The organism is Thermodesulfobacteriota bacterium (assembly GCA_025062045.1).
Taxonomy (GTDB): domain Bacteria; phylum Desulfobacterota; class Syntrophorhabdia; order Syntrophorhabdales; family JANXAF01; genus JANXAF01.
The window spans coordinates 52012-67530 of sequence record JANXAF010000008.1; the positions used below are offsets into that span (position 1 = coordinate 52012).

A 15519-nucleotide genomic window follows, 5' to 3' on the forward strand; every position below is an offset into this window, starting at 1 on the left:
ACTTGTTTAATAATATAACGCCATGTCCAAAAATCTCAAGCCAAAAGGGGCAACTCAGATGGAAAAGCAATTTTTGATCGATGAAATAACTCTTCGAGACACATGGAGGCTTTTCAGAATCATGGCGGAGTTTGTCGAAGGGTTCGAAAATCTTTCAGATATATACCCGGCAGTCAGTATTTTCGGAAGCGCCAGGTGCAAGAAGGATGACCCTCTTTACGCCAAGACCTACCAGCTTGCAAGGTCCTTGGGAAGAAATGGCTTTAACATAATAACTGGCGGCGGTGGAGGAGTAATGGAGGCTGCAAATAAGGGGGCAAGGGATGCAGGTGTAAAATCCGTAGGCCTAAACATAGAACTGCCCCTTGAGCAAAAACCCAATCCTTATGCTAACATTAAGCTGAATTTCAGGTACTTCTTCGTAAGAAAGGTTATGTTTATCAAGTATGCTATAGGCTACATAATAATGCCCGGTGGCTTCGGAACCCTAGATGAATGCTTTGAAGCTATAACCCTTATCCAGACGAAAAAGGTAAAACCGTTTCCAGTTGTACTTGTAGACTCGGAATATTGGGCGGGCCTTGTGGAGTGGATCAAAAACAAACTTTTGGGCTCCGGTGCTATATGTCCTGAAGACTTAAATATTTTTACCGTCATGGACGACATAGATGAAATTGTTGCTTACATTAAGAAATTCATAATTCTTTGACCTTTCTTGCAAATATGAGGTAGCCTGTGTGTGCCACCATTCTGTCGACCGGTCTTATCCTTTCCGGAACAGTTTTATAAGGTCTGATAAGTATCTCCAATACTTCAATATTTGCAAATCCGCGTTCCAGTCCCTTCAAGGTTTCAGAGATCTGGTTGGCTGTCGGAACTATAGTTCCTACAACACCGCTCGGTTTTAAGACTTCCCAGATTTTTTCGGTATATAGCCAAGGCTCCCTGACATCGATAAAACACGCATCGAATTCATCCCCCTTAATAGAGTCTACATCTCCAAGTATTAGATCCACGTTCGCTAGCTCTCCGAAAGATTCGAGATTTTTTTTCAAATTTTTGTAATGCCTCTCTTCCCTCTCTAGGCTCACAACCTTTCCCTCCTTACCGCACGCACGGGAAAACACAAGGGTGAGACCTCCGCTTCCAGCTCCTATTTCTAATACTTTCGAACCATTTTTCAGGTTCAATTTGAGGCATACATAGGCACTGTCTTTCGGATAAACAATCTGCGTCTCCCTCCTTAGTCCCAGCATGATGACGTCTTCTAAAGTCGGTTCTAAAATCGCATACTCCCCGTATTTAAAACCAAATTCCTTGCCTATTAGCTCGTCGTATGACAATCTTCCACCCTTTCCAAAGTAGGATTCCCCCTTTTTTACTCGCTTTAGGTATCTTCTGTCATTATGGACGATTAGGACATACGTGCCGTCTTCGATCTTGGGCATTGCGTAAAAAGTATTCAGAATCTTTAAGATTTTTTCAACGGAAAATGCTATAATAACCTTTGTGGAAGTCCTTCTCATCGAAGATGAGGAAAAGCTTTTAGACTTCATGAAGAAAGGGCTCGAAGAAGAAGGTTATGCAGTGGATGTCGCACTTGACGGCAAATCAGGTCTCGAACTGATCCTTAAAAAGAACTACGACATAATATTACTTGACCTCATGATTCCCGAAATAGACGGGCTTGAGCTTCTAAGAATCGTAAGAGCACAAGGTGTCGATACGCCTGTCCTAATAATTACCGCAAGGACTTCAAAGGAGGACATAGTGAGGGGACTTGATTTAGGAAGCGATGACTATCTTACGAAACCTTTTTCGTTCGACGAGTTACTTGCGAGGATGAGGGCTCTCCTTCGGAGGAGTAAATCGAAGGATTCACGGATTATGGAGTACAAAGAACTTAAGCTCGATCCTTACACGAGAAAACTCATGGTTTCCTCGAAGGATGTGGATCTTACCGAAAAGGAATTTATGATTTTGGAATACATGTTCAGACATAGAGAAAGACCATTGACGAGGGAAGAGATTGGAGCGTATGTGTGGGGAGGGAAGATCGATTCCACAAACATTGTGGATGTGTACGTAAATTTTTTGAGGAAGAAGATGGAAAAGCTTTCAAAGAAAAGGTACATCCAAACCATAAGAGGAACTGGATACATTCTCAAGGATGAAAATTAAAGGTGTAGTGCTACCCATCAAATGGAAGTTAGCTCTCTGGTACGGATCGATCCTCGGTCTTGTTCTTATAGCTTTTTCTGTATGGGTGTACGTTTACTATAAGACTAGTCTAGAGCAAAGCATAGACAGAAAGCTCAAGTCAATTGCGGATGTTCTTTCCTCATCTATAGTCGATACGAGCGCACCCACAATTTTTGGAAACTTCGAGAGTTATCTTGAGAACATTTTTGGAAGAAAACCGAAAGGTAAAGTTATCCAGATACTCGACGCATCAGGAAAGATTGGTGCCCAGATGAGCGACCTTGAAACTCAAACATTGCCGATAAGTTACAAATCTTTAGAGAAGGCTCTTTCGGGAATAGCAACGTACGAAACAATAGGGGAGAAAGGCTCAAGGTTACGAATCATAACACTTCCTATAATCGAAAATGGCAAAGTAGTTAGCATAGTACAGGTTGGTACCTCTCTCGAAGATTACTATGAGTCGCTTTCGAAGCTTATTGTTGTCATGGCCATCAGTATCCCAAGTGCCCTAATTTTCACTTTGATAGGTGGATATTTTTTGGCAAAGAAAAGCCTAAGACCAGTAGACCAGATAAGAAAGGCAGCTATAAAGATATCTTCTAGTAATCTCGATGAAAAGATAGATGTGGGTGGCAGAAGGGACGAGCTAGGTAAGCTCGCAGAGACGTTTAACGAGATGATAGAGAGGCTGAGGGATTCTTTTCAAAGGATAAACCAGTTTAGTCTAGACGTCTCCCACGAGCTTAAAACACCGCTTGCGATAATGAAAGGAGAAACAGAAGTGGCGCTTAGGAAGGAAAGGGACAAAGAGGAGTACCAAAGGATACTAAGAAGCAATCTCGAGGAGATAGACAGGATGACAAAGATAATAGACGATCTGCTTTTCCTTTCCAAAGCTGAGACTAACAATTTGCCTTTAGTTAAAGAACCTGTTGCACTTCACGATCTCATAACGGATGTGTGCCTCGACATGAAAAGTTACGCTGAGGAGAAGGGGGTCAATCTGGAGATAGGGTACTTGGAAGATGTGAGTATCTTGGGAGATGAACTGAAATTGAGAAGGATGCTTGTAAATATCATCGACAACGGAATAAAGTACACTAACCCCGGAGGAAAGGTGGAAGTAACGAGTTACGTGGAAAATGGATACGCCCGGATAGATGTAAAGGACACTGGAATAGGCATAAGCGAAACAGACATTAAATACATTTTTGATCGGTTCTACAGGGCTGATAAGTCGAGAAGGAGAGAGTCTGGAACAGGACTCGGCCTTTCTATAAGCAAGTGGATCGCCGAGGCCCACAACGGTATGATCGAGGTTAAAAGCACACCTCGTCTCGGAAGCACCTTCTCGGTCAGACTACCCATTGGGTAAAATAAGGAGGAGCGCCAAATGAGGCTAAAGAGACCTTATCTCATTTTGGTTTTGGTTTTAGGCTGTATTTTCCTTCTAGCCTATATGAAGGACAGGGTGGTCTCTCGGGATGTAAGTTTAGAACTTGTGAAAGCTCAGACGGGACTATCTCCAGCAGAAAGGTCTCTCCCCAATTTTACTGAGCTTGTGAAGAAAGTTAAACCTTCCGTTGTTAATATAAGCACAACAACCATAGTCAGAGGACCCGATCTGAGAGAGTGGTTTTTTGGAAGGAGAAGCCCGTTCGATGACTTTTTCGGCGATTATTTTGAAAGGTTCTTCGGGGATATTCCTCAGAGAGAATACAAGCAGAGAAGCCTCGGATCCGGTTTTATAATCGATAAAGAAGGATACATTCTCACGAATAATCACGTAGTTGAAAGAGCACAAACAATAAAGGTGAAACTATACGATTCTCGAGAATACGATGCCATTGTTGTAGGACGAGACCCAAAGACGGACATAGCCCTCATAAAGATAAATCCTCGCCAGGATCTTCCAGTTGCAGTTTTAGGAGATTCAGACAAGCTTGAAGTAGGCGAGTGGGTAATCGCTATCGGTAATCCCTTCGGGCTTGAACATACGGTCACAGCTGGCATAGTAAGCGCAAAAGGGAGGGTCATAGGTCAAGGACCATACGATGATTTTATCCAAACGGACGCATCAATCAATCCAGGAAATAGCGGAGGCCCTCTTTTTAACCTCAGAGGAGAGGTGGTGGGTATAAATACGGCCATCATATCTGGAGGCCAGGGTATCGGTTTTGCCATTCCTATAAATCTGGCTAAAGGAATTGTGGAACAGCTTAAAACAAGAAAGAGGGTAGTAAGAGGTTGGCTTGGAGTTAGCATCCAGAGAGTCACACCAGAGATAGCAAAGACATTCGGCTTGAAAGAACCGGGTGGCGCACTTGTAGCCCAGGTTGAAGAAGGGTCGCCTGCTGATCTGGCAGGAATTAAACGGGGAGATATAATAGTCGAATACGATGGAAAACCTGTGGACATGGACACACTTCCTCGGCTTGTCGCTTCAACTGAGGTCGGAAAGAAAGTGAAAATTAAAATCATAAGAGACGGCAAAACGATAGAAAAGGAAGTGATTATAGGAGAACAGAAAGATGAGCCCCAAAGGGCGTCTCGGCAACCTGAAGTAGAGAAAAATTTGGGTCTTGTGGTCCAGGATCTGACACCTGAAATAGCAAGGCACCTAAATCTCAAGGAAAGAACCGGTGTGATAGTGACCGATGTACAGGTAGGAAGTCCTGCGTATGAAGCGGATATAAGACGGGGCGACATAATAAAAGAGGTCAATAGAAAACAGATAAAGAATACCAGAGACTTCAAGGAGGCTATACGAAATGTGAACTTAAAAGAAGGGGTTGTCATGCTTTTGAACCGGCAAAATACTACGTTTTATGTGGTTGTCAAAGCAGATTAGGGGGCTTTATGCCTGTGTATGAATGGGTCGGCAGGGCTATAAATGGGGAACCCCAAAGGGGTACGATGAGTGCCGATTCAGAACTTTCCCTCCGAATAGCTCTAAGAAAGGACGGGATTATACTCCTTAAAGCAACAGAAAAGAAGAAAAAAAAGGAGGACTATAACCCAAAGGCAAAGATAAACGTGATGGACATAGTCGTATTTACTAGACAACTCTCAACGATGATCACTTCCGGTTTGACGCTAGTTCAGTCTTTGGACGTTTTAGCGAATCAGGCTGAAAATCGCAACCTAAAAGGCATAATAAAGGAGATAAAGACAAAGATAGAAGAAGGGTCCTCCTTTGCAGAGGCTTTGAAGGACTACCCGCAGTGTTTCGACTCTTTGTACGTGAATCTCGTACGGGCAGGGGAAGAAGCAGGTATGATAGATACCGTCCTTTTGAGACTCGCAACGTATATGGAGAAGATCGCTAAGTTGAAAAAAAAGATCAAATCGGCGCTTATATATCCCGCAAGCATAGTCACTGTTGCCATAGGGGTCGTAATGGTTCTCCTCGTTTTCGTTATTCCCGTATTTGAGACCATGTTCAGAGATGTTGGGGCAACCCTGCCTGCTCCGACTCAATTCGTTGTGAATCTTAGCAAATTTGTCAAAAGCTACATTTTGTACATCTTTGGCTTTTTGATCGTTTTGCTCTTTTCTTTTAAAAAGTATTATGCCACTGAGGACGGTAAACGGAAGATCGATAATCTCATTTTAAAGCTTCCGATCTTCGGAGTGCTAGCCATTAAAAGCTCGGTGGCTCGGGTCTCTAGAACCCTTGCGACTTTACTCTCGAGTGGCGTGCCTATCCTTGAAAGTTTAAACGTAGTTGCCAAGGTGGCGGGTAATAAAGTCGTGGAGGATGCTATCCTTACCGCAAAATCTCGCATAACTGAAGGGAAAAGCATGTCGGAACCGCTAGGTGAAAGCGGTGTCTTTCCCCCTATGGTTGTGCAGATGGTGGAAGTTGGGGAATCGACGGGTGCCCTGGACACTATGCTCAATAAAGTTGCTGACTTTTACGAGGATGATGTGGATAACATGATAGCGAATCTCATGACGCTTATGGAACCAATAATTATGGTGTTTCTAGGTGTTGTCCTGGGTGGGCTTATTATCGCAATGTACTTACCAATTTTCCAGCTAGGTCAAACGATCAAATAGATGCTTTATAGGACTTCATCTCCGTTAGGGCTCGTTCTATTAGAGCTTCCTTTTTCTTTTTTGTATAGTCCTTTAAAAGTCCAAAGTTTATATTCATAGGTTGGAAATCGGACCTTTTCTCTGTTATGTAAGCGATGAGTGCTCCAATACAGGTTGTGGACGGAGGCGGAGTAAATTCCTTTCCATCATAAAGAAAAGAGGCGGAAATACCCGCTATAATTCCCATTGCGGCTGCCTCCATATAACCTTCCACACCCGTTATCTGGCCCGCAAATAGAATCCTTTGATCTTTTTTAAGTCTTAGGGCTGGAGTTAGAAGTTCTGGGGAATTTATAAACGTGTTCCTATGTATGCTTCCGTATCTTAAAAATTTTGCGTTCCGCAACGCAGGAATGAGTCTAAAGACTCTTTCCTGCTCAGGATAGGTCATCTTTGTCTGAAATCCTACCATGTTGTACATGGACCCTTCCTTGTCCTCCCTGCGCAACTGCACGACCGCGTAAGGCATTTTATTTGTTCTTGGGTCTTTTAATCCCACAGGCTTCATGGGACCGTAAAGCAAGGTTTTAATGCCCCTCTCCGCAAGAACTTCAATGGGAAGACATCCCTCAAAGTACGGAGTCTTTTCGAATTCTCTAAGCTCAACCTTTTTGGCGTTTATCAGCTCCCTATAGAATACCTCGTATTCCTCCTTTGAAAGAGGTAAGTTGAGATAGTCAGACTGATCTTTAGCGTACCTTGAACCAAAAAAAGCTTTCTCCATGTCTATTGTGGTTCCATCAACTATGGGAGAAATAGCATCGAAGAAATGTAAATTCTCTTTCCCCGTAAGTTCGACGATTTTTTGTGTAAGGGCCTCAGATGTTAAAGGCCCCGTAGCAATGATGACTATACCTTCGGGGATATCGGTTATTTCCTCTCTCACTATTCTAATTAGCGGATTTTTTGAAATCTCCTCGGTTATTCTCTCCGCAAATCTCCATCTATCCACAACCAGAGCTTTTCCACCAGGAATCTCGGTCTCTTTTGCAATCTTTAAGACTATCGAGTCTAGGATGCTCATCTCCTCTTTTAGCAGGCCGTGAGCATCTTTTATGTCCTTGGACTTAAATGAGTTACTACACACTATCTCGGCGAGAAACCCGCTCCTGTGGGCCGGTGTCATTTTTTTTGGCCTCATCTCATAAAGAATGACCTCCTTTTTTCTCTTCGCTATCTGGTAAGCTGCCTCGACCCCGGCAAGTCCACCACCTATGACTCTGATTGCCAATTACATCCCTCCCTTAGACACACTTTTTTACCCTTTTTGATGAAGAGAGTTGGACATCCACATAAAGGACAGGGGCCTTTTTCCGGCTCGAGATTTGTGATAAAAGAACACTTTGGGTAGTTGCTACAAGCTACGTACGGCCTCTTTTTCTTTTTGGACCTTTTTTCTACAAGCTTACCGTTGCATTCAAGGATAGGACAACTAAGCCCGGTCGAGTAGGGTTCAGTGTAAGTACATAGAGGATAGGCGGAACAAGCTATAAACTTGCCATACTTTCCTATTTTCTCAACCAGGGCTCCGCCACACCTAGGACAGCTTCCTTTTCTTTCTTCTTCGATTATTTTGATCTTTCCATCTTCTGTCACTACGACGTTCTTCCTATTTTTACAGTTCTCCTTGTCCGAGCAATAGATATATTCACCATTCTTACTCCACCGGAGAACCATTGGTTTACCACATCTATCGCAGACTATTTCTGTTAGTCTCTCCTCCTTCTTTAGGTTCCTCATCTCCTCTTTCGCTTTTTTTAGTTCTTCATCGAAGACCAAGTAAAACTTTTCCAGTATCTTAGACCAATTTGCCTTTCCGTTTTCTATTTGATCGAGTCTTTCCTCCATTTTTGCCGTAAAATCTAAATCTACGACTAATGGGAAGAATTGCTTAAGAAGACTGTTCACTGTCCGCCCAAGAGGTGTTGGCTTAAGTTTACCCTCTTCTTTCTTTGCGTATCCCCTCTCTAAAATGGTGCTCAGTATCGTTGCGTACGTTGAAGGCCTTCCGATCCCATTAGTCTCCAGAGCCTTTATTAGACTTGCCTCTGTGAATCTGGGAGGTGGTGTTGTGTACTTCTTTTCCAGTTTTACCTCCTTCAGTCTTACTCTCTTATCTTTGTCCACATCAGGAAGAATGTGTCTTTCTTCTTCTGCTTCCTGCGCTTCTTCATAGAGTTTTGAAAATCCGTCAAAAATGACCCTTTCTCCCTTTGCCACAAACGTGTACTTCCCCGCTATAATTTCTACGGTTCTAGAGTCCACTATCTTTTCTGCCATCTGAGAGGCCACAAATCTCTTCCAGATGAGATCGTAAAGCAAGTAAAGATCCCTTGTGAGGTAAGGTTTTACACTTTCGGGAGTCCGCCAAACATCCGTTGGGCGGATAGCCTCGTGGGCATCCTGGGCAGTACTTTTATTTTTGAAAATACGGGGAGAAGAAGGGAGGTATTCTGAGCCGAAAAGCTCGTAGATCAGTTTTTTAGCATCTTCTCTAGCCTCTTCGGAAATTCGCACCGAATCAGTCCTCATGTACGTTATAAGGCCGGTTACCTTTCCTTCTTCCAACTCTACGCCTTCATAGAGAATCTGGGCGAGTAACATGGTTTTTTTAGGCGAAAACTTGAGAACTTTTGAAGCTTCCTGCTGCATTCTACTTGTGATGAAGGGCGGTTGAGGAGCAATTTCTCTTTTCTTTTTCGTTACGGATTTTATTTCGAAAGAAAGTGATTCTAGTTCTTTTTTTATTTTTTGTGCTTCCTCTTCTTTTTGGATTTTGGCTTTTTCTCCGTCTATACTCGCAAGGCTTGCTTCAAATTGGGTCCCGGAATCGAGCTCAAGAACGACATTTATCTTCCAGTACTCCTCCTTTACAAACTTTTCAATCTCTTCTTCCCTATCACAGATCATTCTCAGCGCTGCAGACTGTACACGTCCTGCCGATAACCTGTGGCTCACCTTTTCCCACAGGATCGGGCTTATCTGGTATCCCACGAGCCTGTCCAAAATTCTTCTGGCTTTTTGTGCGTTATATTTATTTTCGTTAAGATCTGTGATGGAGCGTAGGCCCTTCTCTATCCCTTTCTTCGTTATTTCATGGAAGAGGACCCTCTTTATCTCTTTATGCCCGTCCAAAAGTTCCGCCACGTGGAATGCTATAGCCTCCCCCTCCCTATCTGGATCGGAACCTATAAGAACTCTGTCCGCCTCCCTGCTAGACTTTTTTATATCCTCTACGATTTTTGATTTCCCCTTGATCACCACAAACTCGGGGGTGAATCCGTTCTTTATGTCGACACCTAGACGATCTTCAGGAAGATCTTTTATGTGGCCATATGTGGCCTTGATGATGTAATTTGAGTCGAGAAATTTGGCGAGGGTCTTAACCTTTGTCGGAGACTCAACTATAAGGAGAGATTTTCCCATCTTACACCCTCAAGTAGAATCCCCCAGGGAAACCCTTTATGAGTCCTTTGAGTTCCAACCTTGTTAGAATTGCGAGGACTTTTGGCGAATCCATCCTCGCCTTCTCGATTATTTCATCTACATGTGTACTTTCATTTCCTATTGCGGAAAACACTAAAAGTTCTTCATTTTCAAGCTCAACCTTCGATTCTTTTTTAGGTCTTATGTGCGGGAAAGAGTATTCTATTATGTCTCCTATTTCAGTCACGAGCCTTGCACCTTCTTTTATCAAAAGGTTTGTTCCCGAATGGGACTCATCGTATACGTTTCCTGGAACAGCCATAACATCCCTTCCGTAGTCGAGTCCCAGCCTTGCCGTGATAAGCGCCCCACTTTTTCTCGAGGCTTCAACCACAAGGATCGCTTTTGACAAACCGGCTATAATTCGATTCCTCTCTGGAAAGTGATACGGAAAAGGCGGGACACCAGGCGCGTATTCTGAAAAAATCATCCCCTCCTCAGAGATTTGTTCGTAAAGGCGCCTATTCTCTGCCGGGTAACACACATCTATACCACATCCCAGAACAGCAACGGTTTTCCCATTTCCTTTGAGAGCCCCTCTATGTGCTTGCGCATCTATACCCCTAGCTAGCCCACTGACTATTGTAATTCCAAGTTCCGATAAAGTTTCACCTACTCTTTCTGCGAGATTTAAACCCTCGTAGGAAGCTTTTCTCGATCCTACAATCGCAATAGTCTCGTTAAGGTAACGCATTTTTCCTTTGACGTAAAGGACTATAGGGGCATCGGGAATTGTTCTTAGGATTGATGGATACGAGTCATCAAGAATGGTAACGATTGAAGAGCCAATCTTTTGTAGGTACGTAAGTTCCTTCTCCAGTTCCTTTTCAATTTCTTTATTTACGATTTTCTCCATCATTTTGAGCGAACCAGTTCTTTTTTTGCTAATCTCATCGGCCAGTCTTCTTTTTTCTGTCCTTGAGAGCCCCTTCATTTTTGAGAGGGCAAAAAGACAGACTCTCAAGTAGTCCATTTTCAGGCTTTTATTCTGAAAATCTTTTCTTTTTTCAATTCATCGAAATAGAGGGATCCTATAGCAGCGTACTCCCTGATCACCAGTTCCCTAGAAAGAGTCTCCCTCCACCACTTCTCAACGTTAAAAAAGGTGACTTTTACGGGATTTACAAAGAAGAGAGGACCTTTTGTTCCTGATTCACCGTAAAGTACTTTGTACCTCCGGGAAGCGTATTCCGGAACAAGAATCATCACCTTTTTTATCCCTGCTTTTTTGCACATCTCGATTAGGGATTTAGACTTTTCTTTTTCTTTTCCGTCTAGTCTTACTCCTTTTATCAAATCTCCTTTTATACCCTTACTTTTTGCCATCCCTTTTATCAGTTGGGTTACTGACGTGTCAAGGAGGGTGTACTCTTCAATCCATATAGCTTTTACGCTGCCTTTTTTTAATTCTTCTATTGCAGCCTTGTAGACTTCCCCATTTTTATCTTCCCGGAAACAGGGTACAAAGGCTATGTCCGAGGAATTGGCTTTATCGGCATAGAGAAGTTGCTTTCCCACAAATTTCAAACTCAAAGGGTGAAAAAGAACGGCGAGTACAACTAGCACTACAATAAGTAACATGAAAAGGCAACCACAACCTATTCTTCCCCTTTCTCTTCTCATTTTTTTATGCTTTCGTAATGGATTATGGAAAGCACTACAAGCGGTGTTGTTTCTGTTCGGAAGATTGTGTTACCGAGAGAAACAGGTATAAATCCATTTTCCTTAAGCCAAGATATTTCCGACTCCTCTATTCCTCCTTCAGGCCCTATAGCAATACAGATCTGACCATCCCCGGTCTCCCCAAAGACATCCCTTAACTGCCTTTCCCTTTCATGCTCGTAGAGAACCCATCTCACATCCGCATCCTTGACGTACGGAAGAATTCCCCTTAGAGGGACGGGGTTCAAAATTTCGGGAACGGTAAATCTCCCCGATTGTCTAGATGCTTCCACTGCCAGTCTTTTCCATCTTTCGACCTTTTTATCCTTTTCATCAAGCTTTATTATTGTCCTCTTAAAAAGGGTCGGTAGAATCCTATCTACACCTAATTCCGTTGCTTTCTCTATCATCCAGTCCATTCGCGGTCCTTTTATTGGACTCACACAGAGGGTAACTTTCCGTTTTTTTTCCTCGGGATGATAAACGACATCCAGTATCTTAAAATACACTTCCTTTTTCTTTACACTGTGAATGTGTGCCCTGTAGAGGTAACCTTTTCCGTCTATTAGGTCTATTCTGTCTCCTGGAGCTTTTCTTAAAACATTGACTACGTATCTGTACATGGGACCAGTAACAAAGATAAGCCCGTTTTTCGCCTTGACTTTATCGACAAATATCCTTCTCACTTCCATTATCTCTCCCCTTCATAAGAGTCTCGATCTGATATATTGTAAAAGCGAGACTCGTAAACCCTGTGGTACTCGGTCCATCTTTCGTCCGCCATTCTTTCCCGCATGTACTCTTTCACTCCCATTACCTTTGCATCCAGATTGTCCAGATAATGGACTATCAATGCCTCTATAAACATCGGTTTTTTTGGCGACCCCCACTCTTCGAGCCCGTGATGACTGATGATTATGTGTAAGAGAGCGTTGTAAAGGGTATCCGGAAAATTTGGTATTTGACTTACGACTCCCTTTACAATATCTATCCCCAAGGCTATATGACCCAAAAGTCTTCCTCTGTCTGAATACCTGAATCCTCCTCTCACTTCAATTTCCTCAATCTTGCCTATATCGTGTATGAGGCAGCCAGTAAGGACTATGTCCATGTTTCCGCCTATTATGTTGACAACTTCCTTGCCCATTTTAGCCATAGTCACCGAATGCTCAAGAAGGCCTCCAATCGAGACATGGTGGACGTTCAAAGATGCGGGGTAAAAAAAGAACCTCCGTACCACGTCGCTCCTTTTTTCGATTTCCGCAAAAAGCGAACGGAGATATGGGTTCTTTATGCCACTTACAATCTGCTTGTACTCTTCTTTCATTGTGTCTATACCTTTTTCGGTCTCAGGGAAAAAAGCTTTCATGTCTTCTATTGTTATGTTTTCCTGCACTTTTTTAATGTCGGTTATGGTGAGTTGTAGCTTTTCCTGGTAAATGGTTGCCCTGGAATGTAAAAAAACCAAATCGTCCTTTTCAAATCGGGCCTCAAGTTCGTCAACCCTGTCCCAGATCCGCCCTTCCACAGTTCCTGAAGAATCCCTAAGCGTAACGCTTATGTACCTTGCATTGTTCTTCGAAAAAGATACGCTCTTTCTCACTACAAGAAAGTATCCGTTCACTTCTTGGTTGTTTACTATGTCTTTAACATAGATTCCTTTTTCCATAGGCTATCCGTTCGTGAAATGATCGTATCCCTTAATCTTGTACTCCACAGCCTTCCCATCTTTTATAAGCTTCACTCCCTTCCCGGATACGACTTCACCGATCACTGAAATCTTATATCCCTTTTTTATGAGCGACTCCAGAAGACCTATTTTAGTTTTCGAAAATGTGAAGAGAAACTGGTAATCCTCCCCGCCAGAAAGGGCAAGATCCTCGAGCTTCTCTTTTTTTAGATCCCTAGGGATTGGAAGCTTGTCGAAGTAGATAATTCCACATTTCTTACTCTCCTCCATCATCCTTTCTAGGTCTATGAGGAGTCCATCACTTATGTCCATCATGGCATTTGTTATATCATGTTTAATCAGTTCCTTCCAAATCTCGTAAGGAGGCCTTGGATTACGATACCTATCAACGAACCTCTTTTGACCCTTCTTCCCTTCCAGTCCGCTTCGTAGAAGCAAAAGCCCATAGGCACTCTCTCCCAAATATCCTGTGACCCCTATAAGGTCTCTCTCTCGTGCAAGGTTTCTGCCCTTGTAGGTGTCCAATTTCAAAAGTCCAACCATGGAGACGTCGATAAAAAAATCGGTCTTTGTGGATACGACGTCCCCCCCGACTAGAGTTATTCCAAACTCACATCCAACCCTTCTCATTCCTCGATAGATGGCTCGAACGGAATCGGAGCCAATTCTTTTTGGGATTCCCAATGTCACTTGGTAAAAGAGTGGCTCGGCACCCATTGAGAGAACATCAGCGATGTTTACGTAAAGAGCTTTTTTACCCACTTGATAAGGACTGAGATACGAAAAGGTGAAGTGGATGCCCTCCACGATGGCATCCTGACAAAGAACTACAGAACTATCCTCTATTCTCACTACTGCTCCGTCATCCCCAATCCCTCTAATAATCGCCGGTTTCTTTTCTCCGAACTTTTTTAGGATTTTAACGAGCTCTCTCTCTGGAATCTCCATCCGGATCTCCGTATATGATATTTCTCGCTTTTTCGAGGTACTCTTTGAGCTTCACCTCATAACCCCTCGTCGTTGGAAAGTAGTACCTTTTCTGTGCGATCTCTTCCGGTCTGTAACTTTGTTTCACAATACCGCCCTCAAAATCGTGCGGGTATAAGTACTCTTTCCCATATCCCAAATCCCGCATCAGTTTGGTAGGCGCAGTCCTAAGATGAATAGGAACCGGATATTCTGGAAGTTCAGAGACATCTTTTTCTGCTTTTTGTAGTGCCACGTAAACGGAATTACTCTTCTCACATAACGATAGGTATATGCAAGCTTGGGCAAGGGCGAGATAACCTTCTGGAGGACCCAAAAACTCAAAAGCCTCCTTTGCCGATATGGCAAGTGTTAGAGCATATGGGTCTGCACAACCCACATCCTCAGACGCAAATATTACCATTCTACGCGCAATATAGAGGGGATCTTCTCCTGCATTTATCATCCGCATCATCCAGTACAAAGCCGCATCTGGATCGGAGCCTCTCATGCTCTTTATAAACGCACTTGCAAGTCCGTAATGCATGTCACCTTTTCTGTCGTAAGTCCTCGGTCTTATCTGGCAAGCCTCAAATATGCATTCACTGTCAACTGACTGAAGATTCTTCTCTTTCGCTAAAGAATGGCTCATTTCCAATATCGTTAGAGCCCTTCTTGCGTCACCATCAGAAAGAGAGGCTATAAGAGAAAGCATCTCATCGTTTACTAAAACGCCAGAAGTGTTAAGCTCAGAGTTGTCTTTCGCCCTTTTTAATATAAAAAATAATTCCTCCTCTGATAGCGGGTTGAGCTTCACCACCTTCATTCGCGAAAGAAGAGGTTTTATTATCGCGAAGGAAGGGTTTTCCGTCGTTGCTCCGATAAGAAGAATCTGACCTTTCTCCACATAAGGTAGAAATAGATCCTGCTTGCTTCTATTGAGACTGTGAAATTCGTCCAAGAAAAGAAGAATCTTCTCATTTTTAGACCTTTTTATAATCTCCCTCATTTCTTTTACACCGATGCTAACTGCGCTTAAAAATATTGCGTAAAGACCAAGCTCTTTCGCTATTATATAAGCTAAAGTCGTCTTTCCACACCCGCTTGGGCCCCAAAGGACCATAGATGGAACCTTTTTCTGTTTAATTAAGGTAAAGAGCAATTTTCCTTTCCCCAGAACGTGTGTCTGACCTACGAATTCCTTAAGAGTTTGCGGTCTCATTCTTTCCGCAAGAGGGACAGTATAAGGTTCTTTTCTTCCTGTATCAAAGAGATCCACAATCGTCATGATACCAGTTTTCTTTTCGCATTTTCAAACAGTCAAGAAGGGCTTTTGAGTCTTTATCTGGCGAGAAAATCTGTTTTAAAGGGGTAAGTTGGATTCTGGCTTAAACAGAAATTTAAAAAGG

Annotated in this window: 14 protein-coding genes; 5 read left to right on the forward strand and 9 right to left on the reverse strand. The window is 43.0% G+C overall.

The window, feature by feature from the left end:
- Positions 1–22 precede the first annotated feature (22 nt).
- The gene (locus NZ583_06785; GenBank protein ID MCS7281314.1) at positions 23–709 is read left to right on the forward strand and encodes a TIGR00730 family Rossman fold protein; all 687 of its coding nucleotides are present in this window, start codon (positions 23–25) and stop codon (positions 707–709) included.
- Here NZ583_06785 and NZ583_06790 read toward each other — a convergent pair.
- Entirely contained in the window at positions 696–1526 is an 831-nt protein-coding gene (locus NZ583_06790; protein MCS7281315.1) for a tRNA (adenine-N1)-methyltransferase, read from the reverse strand. The genes NZ583_06785 and NZ583_06790 overlap by 14 nt on opposite strands.
- Between NZ583_06790 and NZ583_06795 the strand changes: the two genes are divergently transcribed.
- The 4 genes from NZ583_06795 to NZ583_06810 are packed head-to-tail and all read left to right on the forward strand — an operon-like array spanning position 1510 to position 6267.
- The gene (locus NZ583_06795) at positions 1510–2181 is read left to right on the forward strand and encodes a response regulator transcription factor (GenBank protein MCS7281316.1); all 672 of its coding nucleotides are present in this window, start codon (positions 1510–1512) and stop codon (positions 2179–2181) included. The two genes, NZ583_06790 and NZ583_06795, sit on opposite strands and share 17 nt — an antisense overlap.
- Positions 2171–3580, forward strand: a complete 1410-nt coding sequence (locus NZ583_06800) for an ATP-binding protein (GenBank protein ID MCS7281317.1) — start codon at positions 2171–2173, stop codon at positions 3578–3580. Before NZ583_06795 ends, NZ583_06800 begins: the two co-directional genes overlap by 11 nt.
- 18 nt (positions 3581–3598) lie before the next feature.
- Entirely contained in the window at positions 3599–5056 is a 1458-nt protein-coding gene (locus NZ583_06805; protein ID MCS7281318.1) for a DegQ family serine endoprotease, read from the forward strand.
- An 8-nt stretch (positions 5057–5064) separates the two neighbouring features.
- On the forward strand, positions 5065–6267 hold the full coding sequence (locus NZ583_06810) for a type II secretion system F family protein (protein ID MCS7281319.1): 1203 nt from the start codon (positions 5065–5067) through the stop codon (positions 6265–6267).
- On the opposite strand, the gene trmFO is transcribed toward NZ583_06810, so the two are convergent.
- From trmFO to NZ583_06850, 8 genes are read right to left on the reverse strand one after another with little or no spacing between them, the layout of a single operon-like run.
- Positions 6260–7537: a methylenetetrahydrofolate--tRNA-(uracil(54)-C(5))-methyltransferase (FADH(2)-oxidizing) TrmFO gene (gene trmFO / locus NZ583_06815; GenBank protein ID MCS7281320.1), complete on the reverse strand. Its 1278-nt coding sequence runs from the start codon at positions 7535–7537 to the stop codon at positions 6260–6262. The genes NZ583_06810 and trmFO overlap by 8 nt on opposite strands.
- Positions 7519–9732, reverse strand: a complete 2214-nt coding sequence (topA, locus tag NZ583_06820) for a type I DNA topoisomerase (GenBank protein ID MCS7281321.1) — start codon at positions 9730–9732, stop codon at positions 7519–7521. Before topA ends, trmFO begins: the two co-directional genes overlap by 19 nt.
- Before the next feature lies 1 nt (position 9733).
- A complete protein-coding gene (gene dprA / locus NZ583_06825) occupies positions 9734–10765 on the reverse strand; it encodes a DNA-processing protein DprA (GenBank protein MCS7281322.1) in 1032 nt (343 codons plus the stop codon).
- Positions 10766–10767: 2 nt separating this feature from the next.
- Positions 10768–11415: a hypothetical protein gene (locus NZ583_06830; GenBank protein MCS7281323.1), complete on the reverse strand. Its 648-nt coding sequence runs from the start codon at positions 11413–11415 to the stop codon at positions 10768–10770.
- Positions 11412–12146, reverse strand: a complete 735-nt coding sequence (locus tag NZ583_06835; protein ID MCS7281324.1) for a 16S rRNA (uracil(1498)-N(3))-methyltransferase — start codon at positions 12144–12146, stop codon at positions 11412–11414. Before NZ583_06835 ends, NZ583_06830 begins: the two co-directional genes overlap by 4 nt.
- Positions 12146–13123 carry an HD domain-containing protein gene (locus tag NZ583_06840; protein MCS7281325.1) on the reverse strand — a complete coding sequence of 326 codons (978 nt, stop codon included), beginning with the start codon at positions 13121–13123 and terminating at the stop codon, positions 12146–12148. The genes NZ583_06835 and NZ583_06840 overlap by 1 nt, the downstream gene beginning before the upstream one ends.
- A 3-nt stretch (positions 13124–13126) precedes the next feature.
- Positions 13127–14092, reverse strand: a complete 966-nt coding sequence (thiL, locus tag NZ583_06845; protein ID MCS7281326.1) for a thiamine-phosphate kinase — start codon at positions 14090–14092, stop codon at positions 13127–13129.
- A complete protein-coding gene (locus NZ583_06850) occupies positions 14064–15398 on the reverse strand; it encodes a replication-associated recombination protein A (protein ID MCS7281327.1) in 1335 nt (444 codons plus the stop codon). The genes thiL and NZ583_06850 overlap by 29 nt, the downstream gene beginning before the upstream one ends.
- Positions 15399–15519: the final 121 nt, after the last annotated feature.

Bases quoted from the DNA above. Each gene is read 5' to 3' on its own strand.
- NZ583_06805 (MCS7281318.1), top strand. From the start codon at position 3,599: ATGAGGCTAAAGAGACCTTATCTCATTTTGGTTTTGGTTTTAGGCTGT.
- topA (MCS7281321.1), bottom strand. From the start codon at position 9,732: ATGGGAAAATCTCTCCTTATAGTTGAGTCTCCGACAAAGGTTAAGACC.
- thiL (MCS7281326.1), bottom strand. From the start codon at position 14,092: ATGGAGATTCCAGAGAGAGAGCTCGTTAAAATCCTAAAAAAGTTCGGA.
- NZ583_06810 (MCS7281319.1), top strand. From the start codon at position 5,065: ATGCCTGTGTATGAATGGGTCGGCAGGGCTATAAATGGGGAACCCCAA.
- NZ583_06800 (MCS7281317.1), top strand. From the start codon at position 2,171: ATGAAAATTAAAGGTGTAGTGCTACCCATCAAATGGAAGTTAGCTCTC.
- NZ583_06850 (MCS7281327.1), bottom strand. From the start codon at position 15,398: ATGACGATTGTGGATCTCTTTGATACAGGAAGAAAAGAACCTTATACT.
- NZ583_06785 (MCS7281314.1), top strand. From the start codon at position 23: ATGTCCAAAAATCTCAAGCCAAAAGGGGCAACTCAGATGGAAAAGCAA.
- NZ583_06840 (MCS7281325.1), bottom strand. From the start codon at position 13,123: ATGGAAAAAGGAATCTATGTTAAAGACATAGTAAACAACCAAGAAGTG.
- NZ583_06790 (MCS7281315.1), bottom strand. From the start codon at position 1,526: ATGAGAAGGACTTCCACAAAGGTTATTATAGCATTTTCCGTTGAAAAA.
- dprA (MCS7281322.1), bottom strand. From the start codon at position 10,765: ATGGACTACTTGAGAGTCTGTCTTTTTGCCCTCTCAAAAATGAAGGGG.
- NZ583_06830 (MCS7281323.1), bottom strand. From the start codon at position 11,415: ATGAGAAGAGAAAGGGGAAGAATAGGTTGTGGTTGCCTTTTCATGTTA.
- NZ583_06835 (MCS7281324.1), bottom strand. From the start codon at position 12,146: ATGGAAGTGAGAAGGATATTTGTCGATAAAGTCAAGGCGAAAAACGGG.